The organism is Streptomyces sp. NPDC001985 (assembly GCF_040296845.1).
Taxonomy (GTDB): domain Bacteria; phylum Actinomycetota; class Actinomycetes; order Streptomycetales; family Streptomycetaceae; genus Streptomyces.
In genome coordinates, this window is record NZ_JBEOYB010000016.1 from 91,221 (window position 1) to 111,389 (window position 20,169).

A 20,169-nucleotide genomic window follows, 5' to 3' on the forward strand; every position below is an offset into this window, starting at 1 on the left:
GACTGCGAGGCTAATGACGGTGAATGTGCTGGACATCCTGCTGCTGGTCGCCGCCGTGTGGTTCGCGATCGTCGGTTATCGCCAGGGCTTTGTGGTCGGCATCCTGTCCGTGATCGGATTCCTCGGCGGCGGACTGATCGCGGTCTATCTGCTCCCCGTGATCTGGGACGAACTGACGAACGACTCCCAGGTGTCCACCACCGCCGCGGTCGTCGCCGTCGTCATCGTGATCCTCTGCGCCTCGGTCGGCCAGGCCTTCACCACCCATCTCGGCAACAAGCTCCGCCGGTACATCACCTGGTCACCCGCCCGCGCCCTGGACGCCACCGGCGGCGCGCTGGTCAATGTGGTCGCCATGCTGCTGGTGGCCTGGCTGATCGGCTCCGCCCTCGCCGGGACGGCGCTGCCCACCATCGGCAAGGAGGTGCGCAGCTCCAAAGTGCTGCTGGGCGTCTCCCAGGTGATGCCGGAGCAGGCCTCCACCTGGTTCACGGACTTCTCCTCCGTCCTCGCGCAGAACGGCCTCCCCCAGGTCTTCAGCCCCTTCGCCAACGAGCCCATCACCGAGGTCAAGGCCCCGGACCCGGCGCTGGTGGGCAGCCCGGTCGCCGCCCGCGCCAAGAAGTCCATCGTCAAGGTCGTCGGCACCGCGCAGAGCTGCAACAAGGTCCTCGAAGGCACCGGATTCGTCTTCGGCGAGCGGCGGGTCATGACCAACGCGCACGTGGTGGGCGGGGTCGACGAGCCGACCGTGCAGATCGGCGGCGAGGGCCGGCTGTACGACGCGAAGGTCGTGCTCTACGACTGGCAGCGGGACATCGCCGTGCTGGACGTCCCCGATCTGCGGGCCGAGCCGCTGGAGTTCGCCGAGCCCGACGCGCGCACCGGCGACAGCGCCATCGTGGCCGGCTTCCCCGAGAACGGCGCGTACGACGTCCGCTCCGCCCGCGTCCGCGGCCGGATCAACGCCAACGGCCCCGACATCTACCACCGCGGCACCGTGGGCCGCGATGTCTACTCGCTCTTCACCACCGTCCGCCAGGGCAACTCCGGCGGCCCCCTCCTCACCCCCGAGGGCGAGGTGTACGGAGTCATCTTCGCCCGCTCGCTGGACGACCCGCAGACCGGCTACGCGCTCACGGTGGACGAGATCGCCGAGGACATCTCCGCGGGTCTCTCCGCCAACCAGCAGGTGGACAGCCAGGGGTGCGCGCTGTAGCGCTCCGGAGGCGGGCCCGGTGTCCCCCGGCCGCCGGCCCGGCCCCGGGCCGACGGCCGGGGGACACCGGAAGCCCGGCAGCGGTCGGGTGCCGGGAGCCCGGGGCGGTCAGTGGCGGGTGTGGCGCAGTCGCGCGGAGACCCAGCGCGCTCGGCGCCGGAGAATGCGCGGGATACCGATCCCCTGTCCGGGATGATCATGGCCTCGGCCTTGCGGGCCCTCGCTCTTGTGGGTGCTCGGCGCGCTGGCCGAGCGACGGTTGCGTGCCGCGTCACCGTAGTCGTACGTCAAGCCCATACCGGGACGTGTGCCCGTGCCCCAAGGTCGGTAACCGTGTCAGGGGCGCCCAATTGGCGTATGCGCCAGGCAATTGGCTGTTCGTCGGACAGGCGTTCTCCGCCGGGTCCCGAAGCCCTCTCCGGCGGCTACGGACGGTCGGGTTCCGGGTCCTTCAGCCAGTTGATCAGCTCCGCCGAGAACGCCACCGGGTCCTCCTCGTGCGGGAAGTGCCCCAGACCGTCGAACAGCCGCCAGCGGTACGGCGCTTCCACGTACTCGCCCGAGCCCGCCGCGCTCCGGGTGCGCATCGCCGGGTCGAGGGACCCGTGCAGATGCAGGGTCGGGACCCGCACCGGGCGCTTCATCCGGCGGTTGAACTGGATGCCGTCCGGCCGGGCCAGCGACCGCACCATCCAGCGGTACGGCTCGATCGAGCAGTGCGCCGTCGAGGGAATGCGCATGGCCCGCTGATAGACGTCCAGCGCCGACTCCTCCGGCGGCTTGGGCCCCGACCACTCCCGGATCAGCTCGCCCACCAGGGCCCCGCCGTCCGCGACCAGCCGGCGCTCGGGCAGCCACGGCCGCTGGAACCCCCAGATGTACGACCCGGCGCGGCTCTGCGAGAAGTCCGAGACCATCGCCGAGCGCCAGCGGCGAGGATGCGGCATCGAGGAGACCGCGAGCCGGCGCACCAGCTTCGGACGCATCACGGCGGCCGTCCACGCCAGATATCCGCCCAGGTCATGACCGACGAGCGCGGCGTCCGGCTCGCCCAGGGAGCGGATCACCCCGGTGATGTCGAGCGCGAGGTTGGCGGGGTCGTACCCCCTCGGCGTACGGTCGCTGCCGCCCACTCCCCGCAGATCCATCGCCACCGCGCGGTACCCCGCGTCGGCGAGCGCCGGGAGCTGATGCCGCCAGGTCCACCAGAACTGCGGGAACCCGTGGAGGAGGAGGACCAGCGGCCCGTCGCCCATCTCGGCGATGTGGAAGCGCGCTCCATTGGCCGCCACATCGCGATGGGTCCACGGACCCTCCATGCGAATGGGGCTTCCACTACCGGTTTCAGGGGCCGTCATGCTGATGAGCGTGCCACAACCGCGCAGCCCGTGTGCGCCATGGCCGTCCGGCCGGGGGAGCGGGGCCGTCCCCGCCCCCCGGCACACGGAGCGCGCACCCGGACCCGGTCCGACATGCCGGGCCCCGACCGAGCGTCCTGCCCGGCCCGCCTGAGCGCCCTGCCCGGCCCGGCCGTGTCCGCCGGGCCGCGCCGCGGGCGGTCAGCCGGCCGGCCGGCCCTCCCGGGGTCAGGCCGAGATCCGCTCCCGCGGCACGGAGCCGGGGATCAGCTCGGGCTGGGACCTCGGCGAGCGCGGGTGGGGCTTGACGGTCTGGAGGACGGCGGCCGTCTCCTTGGCCGAGGCGATGGACCGCTCCGGCGGCTTGACCTTCTTGAACTTGGAGATCGCCAGCAGCGCCAGCAGCACCGCGAGCACCACGAACGCCCCGCCCACGATCAGGAACGACCAGGCGAGGCCGAGGCCCAGATTATGGATTCCGTACGCCGCGGCGAAACTGAACACCGGCAGCGAGAAGAGCGCGAACACCCCCGCGATGCCTATGGCCACCGAGCCGATCGCGCCGCGCCTGACGTCCTGCCGCAGCTCCGCCTTGGCCAGTGCGATCTCATCGTGCACAAGTGCGGACATCTCGGCGGTCGCCGAAGCGACCAGCTGGCCGAGACTGCGCTCGGCACTGGTGCCGGGGTCGCTCATCGCTGCTCCCTCTCTCCTGGGTCCGAGATCTACATTTCCTCTTCGGCGCCCGGAAAACTTCCCGGGTCCGACATCAGATCATGCCGGACTGTCGCCGTCGCCGCGCGACGCCCCCGCAACTTGGGCCAGCCGCCGGTGCTCGGCGGCCTTCTTCTCGTAGAGCTCCGCCATGCGGGCGTGGTACTCCGGGTCGTCCTGCTCGTAGATGTCGGGGATGCCGTCCTGGTCCTCGTCCCGCTCCTCCTCGTCGAAGAGGGCCCGGTACTTCTTCACCCGCAGCTTCAGCAGAATCGCGGCGAGCACGGCGGCGATCAGCGATCCGACCAGTACGGCGGCCTTGACCTCGTCGGCGAGCGCGGGGTCGTCGGCGAAGGCCAGCTCGCCGATCAGGAGCGAGACGGTGAAGCCGATTCCGGCGAGGGTCGCGACCGCGAAGACATCCGGCCAGGCCAGTTCCTCGTTCAGCTCCGCGCGGGTGAAGCGGGCGGCCAGCCAGGTGCCGCCGAAGATGCCCAGCGCCTTGCCGACGACGAGGCCGAGGACGACACCCAGCGTCTCCGGCTGGGTGAAGACCCGGCCGATGGCGCCGCCGGAGACGGCGACGCCCGCCGAGAACAGCGCGAAGAGCGGGACCGCCAGCCCCGCCGAGAGGGGGCGCACCAGATGCTCGATGTGCTCGCCGGGGGAGTGCTCCTCGCCGTCCCGGCGGGTGCAGCGCAGCATCAGACCCATGGCGACACCGGCGATGGTGGCGTGGACACCGCTGTTGTACATCAGCCCCCAGACGACCAGGGCCAGCGGGACGTACACGTACCAGCCGCGCACGCCCTTGCGCAGCAGCAGCCAGAAGACGGCGAGGCCGACGACCGCGCCGCCGAGCGCGGCGAAGTTCAGTTCGCTGGTGAAGAAGACCGCGATGATCAGTATCGCGAAGAGGTCGTCCACCACGGCGAGGGTCAGCAGGAACGCCCGGAGCGCGGACGGCAGCGAGGTGCCGATGACCGCGAGCACGGCGAGCGCGAAGGCGATATCGGTGGCGGTGGGGACGGCCCAGCCGTCGGCGGAGCCGCCGCCGAGGGTGTTGACCAGGACATAGACGAGCGCGGGGGCCGCCATGCCGCAGAGCGCGGCGATGACGGGGAGGGCCGCGGCCTTGGGGTCGCGCAGTTCACCGGCGACCAGTTCCCGCTTCAGCTCGATCCCGGCCACGAAGAAGAAGATCGCGAGGAGTCCGTCGGCCGCCCAGTGCTGGATGGAGAGGTCCAGGCCGAGCGCCGACGGGCCTATGTGGAACGAGCGCAGTGAGTCGTAGCTGTCGCTGAGCGGGGTGTTCGCCCAGACCAGCGCGGCGATGGCGGCCAGCAGAAGGAGGACGCCGCCCACGGTCTCGGTGCGCAGGGCGTCGGTGACGAAGGTGCGCTCGGGCAGGGAGAGCCGGCCGAGGAATTTGCGCGGACTGGGGGAGGCGGCCATGGAGTTCCTTCGGTTGGTCGGGCAGCACGAATCACATGCCGACCAGACTTCCCGGCGCACCCAGATCTTCTTGTCGCGATTTTGACGCAGTCCTCACCATACCCAAGTGCCCGGGGCCCGGCACCTCAACCCGAAGCCCCAGGCCGGGGGCGGTGAGGCAGAGGAACGGTGGGACAGAGGAGCGCTGGGACAGAGAGGCAGAGAGGCAGAGAGGCAGAGGAGCGGTGGGGCGGTGGGACAGACGGGCGATGGGGTGGTGGGGCGGTGGGCAGCACGACGGGCCCCCGGCGTGGTCCGCCGGGGGCCCGTCGTCTCCGCTGTTGTCCGTGTGCCGGTCCCCGCGCCGGTAGGGAGCGCCCTCGCGGTCCCGGGGGGCGCTCGGGGGATCAGTCCTCGGAGGCGGCGCTCGGCAGCCGCGTCTGGATCAGATCCATCACGGAGGAGTCGGTCAGCGTGGTGACATCACCCAGCTGCCGGTTCTCCGCGACATCGCGCAGCAGCCGGCGCATGATCTTGCCGGAACGGGTCTTCGGCAGCTCCGCCACCGGCAGTACCCGCTTGGGCTTGGCGATCGGGCCCAGCGTGGCCCCGACGTGGTTGCGCAGCTCGGCCACCAGGCCCTCGTCCTCGGTGGCCGTGCCGCGCAGGATGACAAAGGCGACGATCGCCTGGCCGGTCGTCTCGTCGGCCGCGCCGACGACCGCCGCCTCGGCGACCTTGGGGTGCGAGACGAGCGCCGACTCGACCTCGGTCGTCGAGATGTTGTGGCCGGAGACCAGCATCACGTCGTCGACCCGGCCCAGCAGCCAGATGTCGCCGTCCTCGTCCTTCTTGGCGCCGTCGCCCGCGAAGTACTTGCCCTCGAAGCGGGACCAGTAGGTGTCGATGAACCGCTGATCGTCACCCCAGATGGTGCGCAGCATCGACGGCCACGGCTCGGTGAGGACGAGATAGCCGCCCCCGCCGTTGGGCACCTCGTTGGCCTCGTCGTCCACGACGGTCGCCGCGATACCGGGCAGTGCCCGCTGCGCCGATCCGGGCTTGGTCTCGGTGACGCCGGGCAGCGGCGAGATCATCATCGCGCCGGTCTCGGTCTGCCACCAGGTGTCCACGATCGGGGTCTTCCCCGCGCCGATGTGCTCGCGGTACCAGATCCAGGCCTCGGGGTTGATCGGCTCGCCGACCGAGCCGAGCACTCGCAGGCTCGACAGGTCGAACTTGGCGGGGATGTCGTCGCCCCACTTCATGAACGTGCGGATCGCGGTGGGCGCCGTGTACAGGATGGTGACCCCGTACTTCTGGACGATCTCCCAGAACCGGCCCTGGTGCGGGGTGTCGGGCGTGCCCTCGTACATCACCTGGGTGGCGCCGTTGGCCAGCGGCCCGTACACGATGTAGGAGTGGCCGGTCACCCAGCCGATGTCCGCCGTACACCAGTAGACGTCCGACTCGGGCTTGAGGTCGAAGACGGCGTGGTGGGTGTAGGCCGCCTGGGTGAGGTAGCCGCCGGAGGTGTGCAGGATGCCCTTGGGCTTCCCGGTGGTTCCCGAGGTGTAGAGGATGAAGAGCGGGTGCTCCGCCTCGAAGGCCTCCGGGGTGTGCTCGGTGGACTGGCGGTCCACGATGTCGTGCCACCACACGTCACGGCCCTCGGTGAAGGCGGTGTCCTCGCCGGTGCGCCGGACCACCAGCACATGCTCGATCTGCGGGCACTTGGCGACGGCCTCGTCGATCGCGGGCTTGAGCGCGCTCGGCTTGCCGCGGCGGTAGCCGCCGTCGGCGGTGATGACGAGCTTGGCGTCCGCGTCCTGGATACGGGAGGCGACGGCGTCGGCCGAGAAGCCGCCGAAGACCACCGAGTGCGCGGCGCCGATACGGGCACAGGCCAGCATCGCCACGGCGGCCTCGGGGATCATCGGCAGATAGACGGCGACCCGGTCGCCCTTGCGGACCCCCAGCTCGGTCAGGGCGTTCGCGGCGCGCGAGACCTCGTCCTTGAGCTGGGCGTAGGTCACGGCCCGGCTGTCCCCGGGCTCGCCCTCGAAGTGGATCGCCACCCGGTCGCCGTTTCCGGCCTCGACATGGCGGTCCACACAGTTGTACGCGACATTCAGCTTGCCGTCCGCGAACCACTTCGCGAAGGGCGGGTTGCTCCAGTCGAGGGTCTCGGTGGGCTCGGTGGCCCAGGTGAGCCTCCGCGCCTGCTCGGCCCAGAAGCCAAGCCTGTCCGCCTTGGCCTGCTCGTACGCGTCCGCCGTCACATTGGCGTTCGCGGCCAGCTCGGTCGGCGGCGCGAAGCGGCGCTCTTCCTTGAGCAGGTTGGCCAGGCTTTCGTTGCTCACGACATCTCCCTTTCCCAGGGCGTCCTCTGTGCGTATGTGTCCGAGGCCATAGCTCACCAGCCGGAGGGCCGGGTGACAAGAGCCTTCCGATAATTGGTTTAGACCTATTGAGGTCGTCGAAGGGATGGCCGGACCCCGGAGGGCGCATCGGGGCGGACGGTGCCGATGGTGCCATGTGGATGGGCCCCTCCTTCCCGGGCGGCGAGAAGGAGGGGCCCACCCCTACCCACGGCGGGGGCGGCCGGCCGGTTCAGATCTCCCCTGGACGGATGAACGGCCGGGGGCGGGCGGGGCCGTGGCCACGGATCGGATACGGGCCGGGCGGGATACGGGCCGGTGTGGGTACGGGGGGGCAGGTGCGGGGTCAGGTGCGGGTCTTCGCCAGGGATGAGGAGGCGGGGGCGACCCGGTCGAAGACGACGTCATAGGGGTGTTCGTCGCCGCTCGCGAGCAGATAGGCCTGGGCCTCGCCGACGTGGAAGTACATTCCGTACAGCTTCAGCGTGCCCTCGGCGAGCCGCCGTGCCACCGCTTCATGGGCCCGCAGATGCTCCATCTGCTGCACCACATTGGTCAGGGACAACTGCTCCACGGCGTCGATCGGCAGCCGGCCGGAGATCCGGACCCAGGAGCGGTTCCGGCTCCGCATGCGCTCCAGGCTGGGCCGCCCGTGCCGCAGCCAGCGCCGCAGCGGGGTGTGGGCACCGATCGGGGGAGCGGAGAGCAGCGCCTGCATCGCACCGCAGCCGGAGTGTCCGCAGACGGTGATCGAGCCGACCTGGAGCACCTCCACGGCGTACTCGATCGCCGCCGCCACCGAGTCGTCGCCGCTCTCCGCGCCGGGCAGGGGCACCAGATTGCCCATATTGCGCACGGTGAAGAGATCCCCGGGACCGCTGGCCGTGATCATGCTGGTGACCACCCGGGAGTCGGCGCAGGTGAGGAAGAGCTGGGAGGGGCGCTGGCCCTCCCGCTCCAGCCGGGCCAGTTCGTCGCGGACCAGCGGGGCCGTGTCGCGCTGGAAGGAGCTGACGCCGTCGGCCAGCGGGTGCGCGGTGGCCCGGTCGGGCCGGCCGTCGCAGTGGTGGTTGCGCCAGGGGGTCCAGGGGCGGCAGCAGCCGTGGGTCTCCGACGCGGGTTCGCTGATCCGCGAGCCGGAGCGGCCGGTGAACTCCACCGTCCCGCCCTGGGCCACATGGGCGGTCTGCCAGTCGTGCAGCGCCTCGTGCGCCGCGTGGTCCATGAAGGAGCCGTCCAGCTCGACCACGCAGTCGCTGCCCGTGGGCACCTGGTTCAGCGCCCGGCTCAGCCGGGGCACCGCGAGGAAGGTCAGCTGGCCGCGGACCCGCACCCGGCGGCGCCCGTCCTGCTCCTCCTCGGTGATCCGGGTGCGGGTCAGCCGGTGGAGCGCGACCGCGACCGCCACCGCGATCCCGATCACCACCCCCTCCAGCACCCCGGTGGCGACCACGGAGGCCAGGGTCACCGCGTACACCAGCATTTCGCGGTTCCGCCGGACGCTGCGCAGATGGGTGATGTTGACCATCTGGACGCCGACGACCATCACCAGCGCGGCCAGCGCGGCCAGCGGGATCAGGTCGAGGACGGGAACCAGCAGCAGCGCGGCGAGCACCACCCACAGGCCGTGGAGCATCGTGGAGTTGCGGCTCACTGCTCCGGCCGCGACATTCGCCGAGCTGCGCACGGCCACTCCGGTGATGGGCAGCCCGCCGAGGGCGCCGGAGACCACATTGGCCGCTCCCTGCCCGGCCAGCTCCCGGTCGAGGTCGGCGCGCGGCACCCGGACGGAGGGTGTCTTGCGGGCCGCCGCCAGTTTGTCCACGGCCACCGCCGACAGCAGGGACTCCACACTGCCGACGAGGGTGATGGTCAGCACGGCGGCGATCAGTCCGAGCACGGGCCCGTCGGGCATCGCGGGCAGGGCGTGGCTGCTCCAGGAGGGCAGGTCGACCCGGGGCAGATGGAGCGAGGCGAGCGCGGCGGCCGTGGTGGCTCCCGCCACGGCGGCGAGCGCGGCCGGCATCTTCCGCATCAGCCGGCCCGTGCGCCCCGGAATCCGGGGCCAGGCCAGCAGGACGGCGATGGTCAGCGCGCTGACCGAGATGGCGGCGGGGTGCAGGGCGGCCAACTGGGCGGGCAGCGCCCGGACATTCTCGACGGCCGAGCTCTGCGGGGTGCCGCCGAGCACGATGTGGAGCTGTGCCAGCGCGATGGTGACGCCGATGCCGGCGAGCATGCCGTGGACGATCGCCGGGCTGACGGCGAGCGCCGAGCGGGCCACCCGCAGGGCGGCGAGGCCCAGTTGGGCGAAGCCGGCGAGCACGGTGATGGCGCAGGTGACGCGCCAGCCGTACTGCTGGATCAGATCGGCGGTGACGACGGTCAGCCCGGCAGCGGGGCCGCTGACCTGGAGCGGAGCCCCGCCGAACCGGCCGACGACGATGCCGCCGACGGCCGCCGCCACCAGCCCCGCCTGAAGCGGGGCGCCGGTGGCGAGTGCGATGCCCAGGGAGAGCGGCAGCGCGATCAGGAAAACGGAGATGGACGCGGACAGATCGGAGCCCGCGATACGGAATCGGTGGGGGGCTCCGCCGGACGGGGGAGCGCCGTCGGCGCCGGCCGGGCCGGGCTTCCGGGGCTGGTCCGAGGGATCGTCGGTGCGGGTGGGGACGCAGGCGGACATGGTTTCCCGTCTCCTCCGGGGCGGCGCGGTCGCGGAAAGTGGGGCGCGGCCGTGGGGCACGGCTTGCAGCGGCGGGATACTCAACTTTCAGTTTTCAGTAAATTGATCGTAATGCAGAGTAAAGACCTTGGCTAGATTTTCCGGGCAAATGGGGCAGTGTTTCACTCGATTCAGTGATTAGTGCGCTTAATGCGGCTCGTCGAACACCCCCTTTGACCACCCGATGTGACTTTGGCTCCGGCGACGCCAGTCCGAAAAGCACAAAGTCATATGAAAGTGGGTGGGCGGATGAAGGCCGCCGCGAAGAGGGTCGCCGTGGGTGTGGCAGCCACGGCCGTGATCGCAGGACTCGGGGGATGCGCCGACTCCGGCGGGGATGCCCGGGAAGGGGGCGCGCCGGGAGCGAAGAAGGCCGCCCCCGCCCCCAAGGCGGCGCCGAGGCTGATCGGCGACGGCTCCACCGCTTTCACCGGGGCCCAGCCCCGGCAGCTGCGGCCCGAGCGGCTGAAGCCCGGCGAGCGGCCGCCGCAGTTCGTCGTCTACTCCTGGGACGGCGCGGGGGAGGACAGCCAGCGGCTCTTCTCCCACTTCCGCAAGGTGGGCACCAAGTACGGCGCCACCATGACCTACTTCCTCAGCGGCGTCTATCTCCTCCCCGAGGAGAAGTCGTCCCTGTATCTGCCGCCGCAGCACTCCGCCGGGCGATCCGATATCGGATTCAATGATTCCGAGGGCATCCGGAACACCGTCCGCGAACTGCGCGGGGCCTGGCAGGAGGGCAATGAGGTGGGAACCCACTTCAATGGCCACTTCTGCGGTCCGGAGGGCGGAGTGGGCACCTGGTCGGTCGACGAGTGGAAGAGCGAGATCAGCCAGGCCAAGTCCTTTGTGAAGAACTGGAAGTCGAACTCCGGCCTGACGAAGGAGGAGCCCCTGCCCTTCGACTACGACAAGGAACTCGTCGGGGCGCGCACCCCCTGCCTGGAGGGGCGCGCCAACTTCGTCCGCGCGGCGGGCGAACTGGGCTTCCGCTACGACACCAGCGGCGTCAACGACCAGATCTGGCCGGAGAAGGACGAGGGTCTGTGGGACCTCTCGCTCCAGTTGGTCCCGTTCCCCGGCCGCGACTTCGAGACGCTCTCGATGGACTACAACTTCATGGTCAACCAGTCGGGCACGTCCCAGGGCGACCCCGCGTCGCACGAGTACTGGGGCGACCAGATGCGGGACGGTCTCATCCAGGCCTTCGAGCGGGCGTACGACGGCAACCGGGCGCCGCTGATCATCGGCAACCACTTCGAGTCCTGGAACGGCGGCACCTATATGCGCGCCATCGAGGAGTCGATCGCCTCGGTGTGCGTGCGGAAGGACGTGCGCTGCGTCTCCTTCAAGCAGCTCGCCGACTGGCTCGACGCCCAGGACCCGCGGGTGCTGGCGAAGCTGCGCACACTGGAGGTCGGCCAGGCGCCCAAGGACGGCTGGGCGGCCTTCCTCGCCGCCCAGCCCCCGGCCCCGGCCGGTCAGCCGGGGAAGCCCGCCAAGCGGGTCACGGCCGCCTCACCGGTGGTCAGGCCGGCAGCGGGTCATTGACGCCGGCGATCTCCTCACGGAGGACGAAGGAGGGGTCGACCTGCGCCGCCAGGTCGGCCCCTGTCCTCGCGTTTCCCCAGCTCTCCGCGTTCTTCAGATGGAAGTGCACCATCTGGCGGGTGTAGCGCTCCCAGTCGCGCTGCCCGTAGGAGTCCTCGGCCGCGTTCTGGAGGGTCTGGAGCGACATGCGGTTCTCCGCCTCCAGCAGCTCGAAGTGCTGGGGCCGGCCCTTCTCCATCGCCCGCACCCAGTTGGAGTGCCCGATCGTGACCAGCAGGTCCTCACCGACCTCCGTGCGCAGGAACTCCACATCGTCCCGGCCCTGCACCTTGTTCCCGACGACCTTCAGCGCGATGCCGAAGTCCCGCGCGTACTCCTTGTACTGGCGGTAGACGGAGACTCCCTTGAGGGTCGGCTCGGCCACCAGGAAGGTCATGTCGAAGCGGGTGAACATCCCGGACGCGAAGGAGTCCGACCCGGCGGTCATGTCGACCACCACGTACTCGTCGTCCCCGTCGACCAGGTGGTTGAGGCACAGCTCCACCGCGCCGACCTTGGAGTGGTAGCAGGCCACGCCGAGATCCGACTCGGTGAAGGGGCCGGTCGCCATCAGCCGGATGTCCCCGTCGTCGAGGTGGACCGTGCGCGCGCAGGCGTCGTAGACCGGGTTCTCCTCGCGCACCCGCAGCAGCCGGGAGCCCGTACCCGGGGGCGTTGTCTTGATCATGGTCTCGGCGGACGCGATCCGGGGGTTGGAACCCCGCAGATACTCCTTGATCAGCGGAAGCTGGGAGCCCATCGCGGGCAGCGCGGCGGCCTGCTCCTCGTCGAGACCGAGCGCGGTCCCCAGGTGCTGGTTGATGTCTGCGTCGACCGCGACAACCGATGCCTCGTTGGCGGCCAGATGACGGATGAAGAGCGAGGACAGCGTGGTCTTGCCGCTGCCGCCCTTCCCTACGAAAGCGATCTTCATGTTCACCTAGGGTAGTGGTTCGATCGCCCGGTGTGGGCGAATAGGCGGAAGAAAGACCTCCGGGGTGGGGCGCGCGGGGGCGGCGCGTAGCCTCGCTGACCATGAGCGCGAATACGTCGTCCTCCTCATCGGTTCCGTCGTCCGACCCGCTGGCCGTTCTCGGCTCGCTGCCGGGAGTGGCCGGCTCCGTCGACGCGGTGCGCACGGCGGTCGACCGGGTCTACGGGCACCGGGTGATGCGTCGGCGGAGCAACGAGATCACCGCGGAAGCGGCCCTGCGCGGGGCCCGGGGGTCCGCCGCGCTGTCCGGCGCGGACTGGGCGCTGGAGGAGGTCCGCAGAAGGACCGACTTCAGCGGCGAGCCCGAGTCCCGGACGGTCGGGGCGGCGCTGCGGCTGACCGCCGAGTCCGGTCAACTGCTCTCCGTCTGGCGGCAGTCACCGCTGCGGGTGCTGGCCAGACTGCATCTGCTCGCGGCGGGCGGGTCCGGCGACGACGAGAGCGCGGGCCGGCCTCGGCTGGCGGGTGAGCCGGTCGACGAGCCGCTGATCGAGGCCCCGCTCCCCGGCGCGGCGGAGGTGAGCGGCCGGCTGGACGGCCTGGCCGGGCTGATCCTCGCGGGCAGCTCCGCCCCGGCGCTGGTGCTGGCCGCCGTGGTCCACGGCGAACTGCTGGCCCTGCGCCCCTTCGGCTCGCACAACGGACTGGTGGCGCGGGCCGCCGAACGGGTGGTCCTGATCGGCAGCGGACTCGACCCGAAGTCGATCTGCCCGGCCGAGGTCGGCCACGCGGAGCAGGGGCGGGCGGCGTATGCGGCGGCTCTCGACGGATATCTGACCGGGACGCCGGAGGGCGTGGCGGGCTGGATCGCGCACTGCGGGCGCGCGGTGCAGCTGGGTGCCCGGGAGTCGACGGCGGTCTGCGAGGCGCTTCAGCGCGGCGCGGCCTGAGGTGAACCGGTCCGGACCCCGGCCGCCGGAGCCGGACGGGGGCTCCGGGAGGGATCGTGGCCGTGCTCCCGGGCCGGCCCGGGAGCCCTCCGGACAGGGTTGCGGCGGTACCGATCGCGGTACCGCCGCTGGCATGTGGGCCGGGTTACCAAGCGTCCTCGATGTGCTGCGCCCATCAGGCCGGAAACTTCTGTCCGTATACCTGGTGCGGCTGGCCCGTATTCGACGGGTCGACGTCGCGTGGGTGCCCGGCTTCCATGCATCGGTCCGTGGGGCCTTACTGCGTGATAGGTGATCCTCTCGGATGTCCTTGGTCTCGCGGGCCGTTGACTCCTTTGTACTCCAGCGCCCGGAGAAGCGGAACCCTTTACCGCACTTCTTTACTTTCAGGTTCAAATACGGGCGAATCGGTTGGCGAGATCATCCAGGGCCGAGGCGGCCGTCCGGGCCGCCGCGCCGCGCCGGCGGCTGGCGTACCAGACCAGCCCGGCGGTGGCCGCAGCCGCGCCCACGGCCGCGGCTGCCACCAGGGCCGGCCGGGGAGGCATGGCGAAGGCGGGCAGCCGCTGCTTCAGCCGCACCGGGCGGTTGAAGACGAGAATCGGCCACTCCCGGGCGCTCGCCTCGCGGCGCAGCGCCCGGTCCGGATTCACCGCGTACGGATGGCCCACGGATTCCAGCATCGGCACATCGGTGGCGGAGTCGCTGTAGGCATAACAGCGGGAGAGGTCGTATCCCTCGGACTCGGCCAGTTCCCTGATGGCCTCCGCTTTGGTCGGTCCGTACGCGTAGTACTCCACTTCGCCGGTGAAGCAGCCGTCATCACCCACCACCATGCGGGTGGCGACCACCCGGTCGGCGCCGAGCAGCTCGCCGATGGGCTCGACGACCTCGGCTCCCGAGGTGGAGACAATGACCACATCGCGGCCCGCGGTGTGGTGCTCCTCGATGAGCGAGGCGGCCTCGTCGTAAATGATCGGGTCGATCAGATCGTGCAGGGTCTCGGCGACGAGCTCCTTCACCTGCTGGACGTTCCAGCCCTTGCAGAGGGCGGAGAGGTACTCCCGCATCCGCTCCATCTGGTCGTGGTCGGCACCGCCCGCGAGAAAAACGAACTGCACATAGGCGGTGCGCAGTACGGCCCGCCGGTTGATCAGGCCGCCTTGGTAGAAGGACTTGCTGAAGGTCAGCGTCGATGACTTCGCAATGACCGTCTTGTCCAGGTCAAAGAACGCGGCTGCGCGAGGCAAGGAGTGGTTTTCCACGAGCAGAGCATAGGTGCCCGCCATTCGGCGTAGCCTCCGGGCGTGTGGGTTTGCCTGAGAAGGCTCTCGGGTACACCATGGAAGTCACGGATCGTTCGCGACCGTGCTAACCCGGTCCGGCTCCTCCCCCCCCCGAGCCGGCCGGAGAGACGACCCCCGCTCTCCCCCCCGGCGGGGGTCGTCGCATGTCCGGATGCGTTTCACTGCTCCGTACGAGATCCACTTCGGCCCCTCCCCGCTTCTGGCGCCCTGGTCGGCACCGCTCTTCCCTCACCCTGCATCGTCACTGTGCGTAGCGGAAGAGGTGCGGCTGGGAGTCACCGGTATGGGCTACCGGGATATTCACAGGCGGCCGGTTGTCCACAGTTTTTCGGCAAGATCCACACCATTTTCGAGTGCATCGCACCGTGATTCCGGCCGCGCAGTTCGCGGGGCCCGGGAATCAGGGATCTCGTTTCGCGGCGGGATCGCGGTAAGCAGGGGGTGGAGATCGTGGCTGGAACCATCACATCGAAGGGGGCGCCGCCCGCGGAGGAGCGGCGGGCGGGGCCTCTGATCGTCACCGAGGATCTGGATCTGCTGGACGATCTGCTGCGGCTGTGCGCCGCCGCCGGGGTCGAGCCGGAAGTCCACCACGCGGTGCCGGAGTCCCGGGGGAGCTGGGAGGCCGCCCCGCTGGTGCTCGTCGGGGACGATGCCGCCGCCCGCTGCCGGGGAGCCGCCCGCCGAAGCGGTGTGCTGCTCGTCGGCCGGGACCGGGACGACCCGGATGTCTGGCGGCTCGCCGTGGAAATCGGGGCCGACACCGTGCTGCGGCTGCCCGAGGCGGAGCCCTGGCTGGTCGACCGGATCGCCGACGCGGCGGAGGGCGCGGGAGAGAGCGCGCTCACGGTCGCGGTGATCGGGGGCAGGGGCGGGGCCGGGGCCTCCACCCTGGCCTGCGCGCTCGCGGTGACGGCCGCGCGCGGCGGCCGGCGCACCATGCTGGTCGACGCCGATCCGCTCGGCGGAGGCATCGACGTCCTGCTCGGCGGGGAGCACGCCGAGGGCAGGAGATGGCCGGATTTCGCCGCTTCCAAGGGGCGGGTGGCGGGCGGCGCCCTGGAGGAGTCGCTGCCCGAACTGCATCAGTTGCGGGTGCTGAGCTGGGACCGGGGCGACGCGGTGGTGGTACCGCCCGAGGCGATGCGCTCGGTGCTGGCGGCGGCCCGCAGGCGGGGCGGGGTGGTCGTGGTCGATCTGCCGCGCCGGGTGGACGACGCGGTGGCGGAGGCGCTGGCCCAGACCGACCTCGGGCTGCTGGTGGTGCCGGGCGAGCTGAGGGCGGTCGCCGCGGCCGGCCGGGTGGCCGCGGCGGCGAGCCCGGTGCTGCGGGATCTGCGGGTGGTGGCGCGCGGCCCGTACACCTCGGGTCTCGACGACGGCTGGGTCGCCGCCTCGCTCGGCCTGCCGCTCGTCGGCGAACTGCCCTGGGAGCCCCAGTTGACCGCCGCCCTCGGGGAGGGGCGCCCGCCCGGCGCGGGCGCGGGCCCGCTGGCGAGGTTCTGCACCGCCTTCTGGGACCGGGCCCTGGCCGAGGGAGCCGGGTCGTGAGCGCCGGTCTGCTGGACGCCGTGCGGCAGCGGCTCGCGGAGAGCGGCGCCGAGCCCACTCCGGCGCGGGTCGCCGCGGCCCTCCGCGCGCAGGGCCGGCTGCTGGGCGACGCCGAGGTCCTCGGCGGCACCGAACGGCTCCGGTGCGAACTGGTGGGGACCGGGCCGCTGGAGCCGCTGCTCGCCGACCCGGAGGTCACGGATGTGCTGGTCTCCGCGCCCGACCGGGTGTGGGTGGACCGGGGGCACGGCCTGGAGCCCACAGGGGTGCGCTTCGCGGACGCGGCGGCGGTGCGCAGGCTGGCCCAGCGGCTCGCCGCCGTGGCCGGACGGCGGCTCGACGACGCCCGGCCCTGGGTGGACGCCCGGCTGCCCGACGGGACCCGGATGCACGCCGTCGTCCCTCCGGTGGCCGTCGGCTCCACCTGTCTGTCGCTGCGGGTGGTGCGCCCCCGGGCGTTCTCGATGGCGGAGCTGGTGGCGGCGGGCACGGTGCCGCCGGGAGGGGACCGGGTGCTGCGGGCCCTGGTGGACGCCCGGCTGTCGTATCTGATCAGCGGTGGCACGGGAAGCGGGAAGACCACCCTGCTCGCGGCGCTGCTCGGGCTCGTCGGCGAGCGGGAGCGGATCGTGCTCGCGGAGGACTCGGCGGAGCTGCGCCCCGGGCATCCCCATGTGGTGCGGCTGGAGTCGCGGCCGGCGAACCAGGAGGGCGCGGGCCGGGTCACCCTGCGGGACCTGGTGCGCCAGGCGCTGCGGATGCGGCCGGACCGGCTGGTCGTCGGGGAGGTCCGGGGCGCGGAGGTCACCGAGTTGCTGGCGGCTCTCAACACCGGCCACGAAGGGGGCTCGGGCACGGTCCACGCCAACGCGGCGGCGGATGTCCCGGCGCGGCTGGAGGCGCTCGGGACGGCCGCGGGTCTGGACCGGGCCGCGCTCCACAGCCAGCTGGCGGCGGCCCTCTCGGTCGTGATCCATCTCGCGCGGGACCGGGACGGCCGGCGGCGGCTCGCCGAGGTGCACGTCCTGGAGCGGGACGCGGCGGGGCTGGTGCGCACGGTGCCGGCGCTGCGGTGGGGCGCGGAGGCGTTCATCCGTGAGCGGGGCTGGGAGCGGCTGCGGCGGCTGGCGGGAGGTGCGCTGTGATCGCGGCGGATTCGCCGCACATGGCGGTGGTGTGCGCGGGAGCCGCGGCCCTGCTGGTGGCCGGCCGGGACCGGGGCGCGGCGCGGGCGCGGCTGCTGCTGGCGGGCGGCGGCACGGTGCGGCAGGCCCCCTGGTGGGCCCCGGAGAGGCTGCGGCCGGCCGCGCGGCTGCGGCGGGAGTGGCTGTGCCTGCCGGTGGCGCTGGTCCTCGCGGGTCTCGCGGAGTCGGTGCTGCCACTGATCGCCGGGGCCGGGGCGGTGCCGCTGGTGCGGCGCCGGCTCCGGGCCGGGGAGCGGCGGCGGGAGCGCGAGCGGCGGGCCCACGCGGTCATCGCGCTGTGCGGCGCGGTCGCCGGTGAGCTGAGGGCGGGGCTCCAGCCGGGGCCGGCGCTGGTGTCCGCCGCCGGGGCCACCGGTGGCCTGGGCGGGGCGCGCACGGCGGTGACGGCGGCGGCCCGGTTCGGCGGCGATGTGCCGCGGGCGCTGCGGGAGGCGGCCGGGGAACCGGGCGCCGCCGGGCTGGCGGGGGTGGCGGCCTGCTGGCGGGTGGCCGTGGAGAGCGGCGCGGGTCTGGCGGCGGGGCTCGACCGGCTGGAGGCCGCGCTGCGGGCGGAGCGGGACCAGCGGGATGAGCTGAGAGCCCAGTTGGCGGGCGCGCGGTCCACCGTCGGGCTGCTGGCCCTGCTCCCCGTGGCCGCGCTGGCGATCGGGTGGGCCCTGGGGGCCGACCCGCTGAGGGTGCTGTTCCACACCCCCGAGGGCCTGGTGTGCCTGCTGGCCGGAGCCGTGCTGGAGGCGGCGGGGCTGTGCTGGGCCGCGCGGATCGTGCGCGGCGGGGAGGAACGGTGACGGGGGAGGCGGTCCGAGGGCCGGCGGTGGTGGTCGCGCTGCTCGCCGCGCTGGTCTGCCTGGTGCTCGTGGCAGCCGCTTACCGGGGCGGGCGCAGGGCGCGCGGGCGGGGCGAGGCGCTGCTCGGGCCGGTGCGGGCGGGCCGTCGGCGCCGGTGGCCGGCGGCCGGGGTGTGGGCCCGGGGGTGGGGTGCGCCGCTGGGTGTGGTGATCGTCTGCTGGGTCCTGGTCGAGGGGGTGCCCGGCCTGGCGGTGGGGCTCGCCGCGGGCTGGGGGACATGGCGCCGTCGGCGGGCCCGGTCGGCGGGGGCCGGTGAGTCCGGCCCGGCGGTGGAGCCCGGTCTGCCGCTGGCGGCCGATCTGCTGGCGGCCTGTGTCTCGGCCGGGGCGGCGCCGCGCGAGGCGGCCGAGGCGGTCGGTGAGGCCCTGGGCGGCCCGGCGGGGGAGCGGCTGACCCAGGTGGCGGCCGAGCTGCGGCTCGGCGGTGAACCGGCGCGGGCCTGGGGCTCCTTCGGTCTGCTCCCCGGTGCGGCGGAGCTGGCCCGCGCCCTGGAGCGGGCCGACTCCACGGGCGCCCCGGCCGCGAGGCCGGTGGCCCGGCTGGCGGAGCGGCTGCGTGCGGACCGGGCCCGTGCGGCCACGGCCCGGGGGCGCAGGGCACAGGTGCTGATCACCGCGCCGGTGGGGCTGTGCTTTCTGCCCGCGTTCCTGGCGGTCGGGGTGGCGCCGGTGCTGATCGGTCTCGCGCGAGGGCTGTTGAACGGTGGTTGAACGGTGACTGACAAGAACTCTCAGGAGGCTGACATGGGGAATCCGGTGCGGGCGTGGGTGCGGGCGCGGCTGTCGCGGGTGCGGCGGGGCGGGGACGCGGGCATGGCGACGTCCGAGTACGCGATGGCGACGCTGGCCGCGTGCGCCTTCGCGGCGGTGCTGTACAAGATCGTGACCAGTGGGGCGGTCGCGGGCGCGCTGGAGTCGCTGGTCGGAAGGGCGCTCGATGCGCAGTTCTGACGACCGGGCGCCCGTGCGGGCCGTTCTGGCCGTTCGGGGCCGTCGGAGTGACCGGGGTTCGGTCACCGCGGAGGCGGCGGTGGCGCTGCCCGCGCTGGTGGTGTTCACACTGGCGCTGGTGTGGGCGCTGATGGCGGCCGCGGCCCAGATCCAGTGCGTGGACGCGGCCCGGGCCGGGGCCCGGGCGGCGGCCAGATCCGAATCCCGTGACGTGGTCGTCGCCGCCGCCCGCTCGGCCGCGCCGCCCGGTGCCGAGGTGGCGCTGCGGCGCGCGGGTGACCTCTGGCGGGTCCGGGTGGCGGCACCGGCTCCCGGGCCGGGGGCGCTCTCCCTGACCCTGAGCGCCGAGGCGGCGGCGTTCGCGGAGGACGCGTGGTGACCGGGCGAGCCCCCGGGTCCGATGAGGGCTCGGCGACCGTGTGGGTGGTGGTGGGGGTGGCGGCGCTCTGCGCGGTGTTCGCCGTGGTGCTGGCCCTCGGCCAGGCGGTGGCGACCCGTCACCGGGCGGGGGCGTCGGCGGACCTCGCGGCGCTGGCCGCGGCTGATCATGCTCTGCCGGGCCGGGATGTCGCTTGCGCGAAGGCGGGGGAGGTGGCGCGGGCTCAGGGGGCGGAGGTGGTGAGGTGTGTGCTGGTGGGGGAGATCGCCGAGGTGACCGCTCGGGTCCGGTTCGGCCCCTACGCCCCGGAGGTTCGCTCCCGGGCGGGCCCGCCCATGGCGGCCCTGGTCACGGTCGGGCGCTGAGGGGGTGTTCCGGGCCCTCGCGGCCGGGGCCGGCGCCCTGGGGCGCCGAGGGCAGTGGGGATGCTTCCGGAGCCTCTTGGGGGCCGAGGACGGCCCCGTGCGCGGACGGGGGCCCGGGCCGGTCCCAGCCGCCTCCGGGGGAGTTCGAGGACGGACCCTGTGCCACAAGGTCCCGCACGGTGCGGGCCACGGTCGGGGGCCGGCCCCCGAACCCCCGCTCCTCAAACGCCGGAGGGGCTGGCTTTCGTGCCTCGGCCCG

18 protein-coding genes are annotated in these 20,169 nt (G+C 72.6%); 10 read left to right on the top strand and 8 right to left on the bottom strand.

What is annotated here, in order from left to right; genetic code table 11:
* The first annotated feature begins 19 nt into the window (after nucleotides 1–19).
* Entirely contained in the window at nucleotides 20–1,219 is a 1,200-nt protein-coding gene (locus ABT122_RS10005) for a MarP family serine protease (protein ID WP_351548182.1), read from the top strand.
* Between the two features lie 108 nt (nucleotides 1,220–1,327).
* Here ABT122_RS10005 and ABT122_RS10010 read toward each other — a convergent pair whose 3' ends face one another.
* The 6 genes from ABT122_RS10010 to ABT122_RS10035 all read right to left on the bottom strand — a co-directional run bounded on the left by ABT122_RS10010 (nucleotide 1,328) and on the right by ABT122_RS10035 (nucleotide 9,792).
* On the bottom strand, nucleotides 1,328–1,516 hold the full coding sequence (locus tag ABT122_RS10010; protein WP_351548117.1) for a hypothetical protein: 189 nt from the start codon (nucleotides 1,514–1,516) through the stop codon (nucleotides 1,328–1,330).
* 128 nt (nucleotides 1,517–1,644) lie between these two features.
* The gene (locus ABT122_RS10015) at nucleotides 1,645–2,577 is read right to left on the bottom strand and encodes an alpha/beta fold hydrolase (protein ID WP_351548120.1); all 933 of its coding nucleotides are present in this window, start codon (nucleotides 2,575–2,577) and stop codon (nucleotides 1,645–1,647) included.
* 228 nt (nucleotides 2,578–2,805) lie between these two features.
* Nucleotides 2,806–3,273 carry a phage holin family protein gene (locus tag ABT122_RS10020; protein WP_351548122.1) on the bottom strand — a complete coding sequence of 156 codons (468 nt, stop codon included), beginning with the start codon at nucleotides 3,271–3,273 and terminating at the stop codon, nucleotides 2,806–2,808.
* A gap of 78 nt (nucleotides 3,274–3,351) precedes the next feature.
* Nucleotides 3,352–4,746 (bottom strand): Na+/H+ antiporter NhaA, encoded by a 1,395-nt coding sequence (nhaA, locus tag ABT122_RS10025; protein WP_351548125.1) that lies wholly within the window; start codon nucleotides 4,744–4,746, stop codon nucleotides 3,352–3,354.
* A 386-nt stretch (nucleotides 4,747–5,132) separates the two neighbouring features.
* A complete protein-coding gene (acs, locus tag ABT122_RS10030; protein WP_351548128.1) occupies nucleotides 5,133–7,088 on the bottom strand; it encodes an acetate--CoA ligase in 1,956 nt (651 codons plus the stop codon).
* Between the two features lie 364 nt (nucleotides 7,089–7,452).
* Nucleotides 7,453–9,792, bottom strand: a complete 2,340-nt coding sequence (locus tag ABT122_RS10035) for a bifunctional SulP family inorganic anion transporter/carbonic anhydrase (RefSeq protein WP_351548131.1) — start codon at nucleotides 9,790–9,792, stop codon at nucleotides 7,453–7,455.
* Between the two features lie 288 nt (nucleotides 9,793–10,080).
* Here ABT122_RS10035 and ABT122_RS10040 point away from each other — a divergent pair, with 288 nt between their 5' ends.
* A complete protein-coding gene (locus ABT122_RS10040) occupies nucleotides 10,081–11,382 on the top strand; it encodes a polysaccharide deacetylase family protein (protein ID WP_351548134.1) in 1,302 nt (433 codons plus the stop codon).
* Here ABT122_RS10040 and ABT122_RS10045 read toward each other — a convergent pair.
* Complete coding sequence (locus ABT122_RS10045; protein ID WP_351548137.1) at nucleotides 11,360–12,355, bottom strand: ATP-binding protein; 996 nt, start codon at nucleotides 12,353–12,355, stop codon at nucleotides 11,360–11,362. The genes ABT122_RS10040 and ABT122_RS10045 overlap by 23 nt on opposite strands.
* Nucleotides 12,356–12,456: 101 nt before the next feature.
* Between ABT122_RS10045 and ABT122_RS10050 the strand changes: the two genes are divergently transcribed.
* Nucleotides 12,457–13,305 carry a Fic family protein gene (locus ABT122_RS10050; RefSeq protein WP_351548139.1) on the top strand — a complete coding sequence of 283 codons (849 nt, stop codon included), beginning with the start codon at nucleotides 12,457–12,459 and terminating at the stop codon, nucleotides 13,303–13,305.
* A gap of 392 nt (nucleotides 13,306–13,697) precedes the next feature.
* On the opposite strand, the gene ABT122_RS10055 is transcribed toward ABT122_RS10050, so the two are convergent.
* Nucleotides 13,698–14,594, bottom strand: coding sequence for an HAD family hydrolase (locus ABT122_RS10055; RefSeq protein WP_351548141.1), 897 nt, complete (start codon nucleotides 14,592–14,594; stop codon nucleotides 13,698–13,700).
* A 468-nt stretch (nucleotides 14,595–15,062) separates the two neighbouring features.
* Between ABT122_RS10055 and ssd the strand changes: the two genes are divergently transcribed.
* The 7 genes from ssd to ABT122_RS10090 are packed head-to-tail and all read left to right on the top strand — an operon-like array spanning nucleotide 15,063 to nucleotide 19,910.
* Nucleotides 15,063–16,163, top strand: coding sequence for a septum site-determining protein Ssd (ssd, locus tag ABT122_RS10060; RefSeq protein WP_351548144.1), 1,101 nt, complete (start codon nucleotides 15,063–15,065; stop codon nucleotides 16,161–16,163).
* Nucleotides 16,160–17,308: a TadA family conjugal transfer-associated ATPase gene (locus ABT122_RS10065; RefSeq protein WP_351548147.1), complete on the top strand. Its 1,149-nt coding sequence runs from the start codon at nucleotides 16,160–16,162 to the stop codon at nucleotides 17,306–17,308. The genes ssd and ABT122_RS10065 overlap by 4 nt, the downstream gene beginning before the upstream one ends.
* Nucleotides 17,309–17,328: 20 nt before the next feature.
* Complete coding sequence (locus ABT122_RS10070; RefSeq protein ID WP_351548185.1) at nucleotides 17,329–18,156, top strand: type II secretion system F family protein; 828 nt, start codon at nucleotides 17,329–17,331, stop codon at nucleotides 18,154–18,156.
* Nucleotides 18,153–18,926 carry a type II secretion system F family protein gene (locus ABT122_RS10075; protein ID WP_351548150.1) on the top strand — a complete coding sequence of 258 codons (774 nt, stop codon included), beginning with the start codon at nucleotides 18,153–18,155 and terminating at the stop codon, nucleotides 18,924–18,926. Before ABT122_RS10070 ends, ABT122_RS10075 begins: the two co-directional genes overlap by 4 nt.
* Nucleotides 18,927–18,959: 33 nt before the next feature.
* Entirely contained in the window at nucleotides 18,960–19,166 is a 207-nt protein-coding gene (locus ABT122_RS10080; protein WP_351548153.1) for a DUF4244 domain-containing protein, read from the top strand.
* Nucleotides 19,153–19,545 (top strand): TadE family type IV pilus minor pilin, encoded by a 393-nt coding sequence (locus ABT122_RS10085; RefSeq protein WP_351548156.1) that lies wholly within the window; start codon nucleotides 19,153–19,155, stop codon nucleotides 19,543–19,545. The genes ABT122_RS10080 and ABT122_RS10085 overlap by 14 nt, the downstream gene beginning before the upstream one ends.
* Nucleotides 19,542–19,910: an Rv3654c family TadE-like protein gene (locus tag ABT122_RS10090; RefSeq protein WP_351548163.1), complete on the top strand. Its 369-nt coding sequence runs from the start codon at nucleotides 19,542–19,544 to the stop codon at nucleotides 19,908–19,910. Before ABT122_RS10085 ends, ABT122_RS10090 begins: the two co-directional genes overlap by 4 nt.
* Nucleotides 19,911–20,169: the final 259 nt, after the last annotated feature.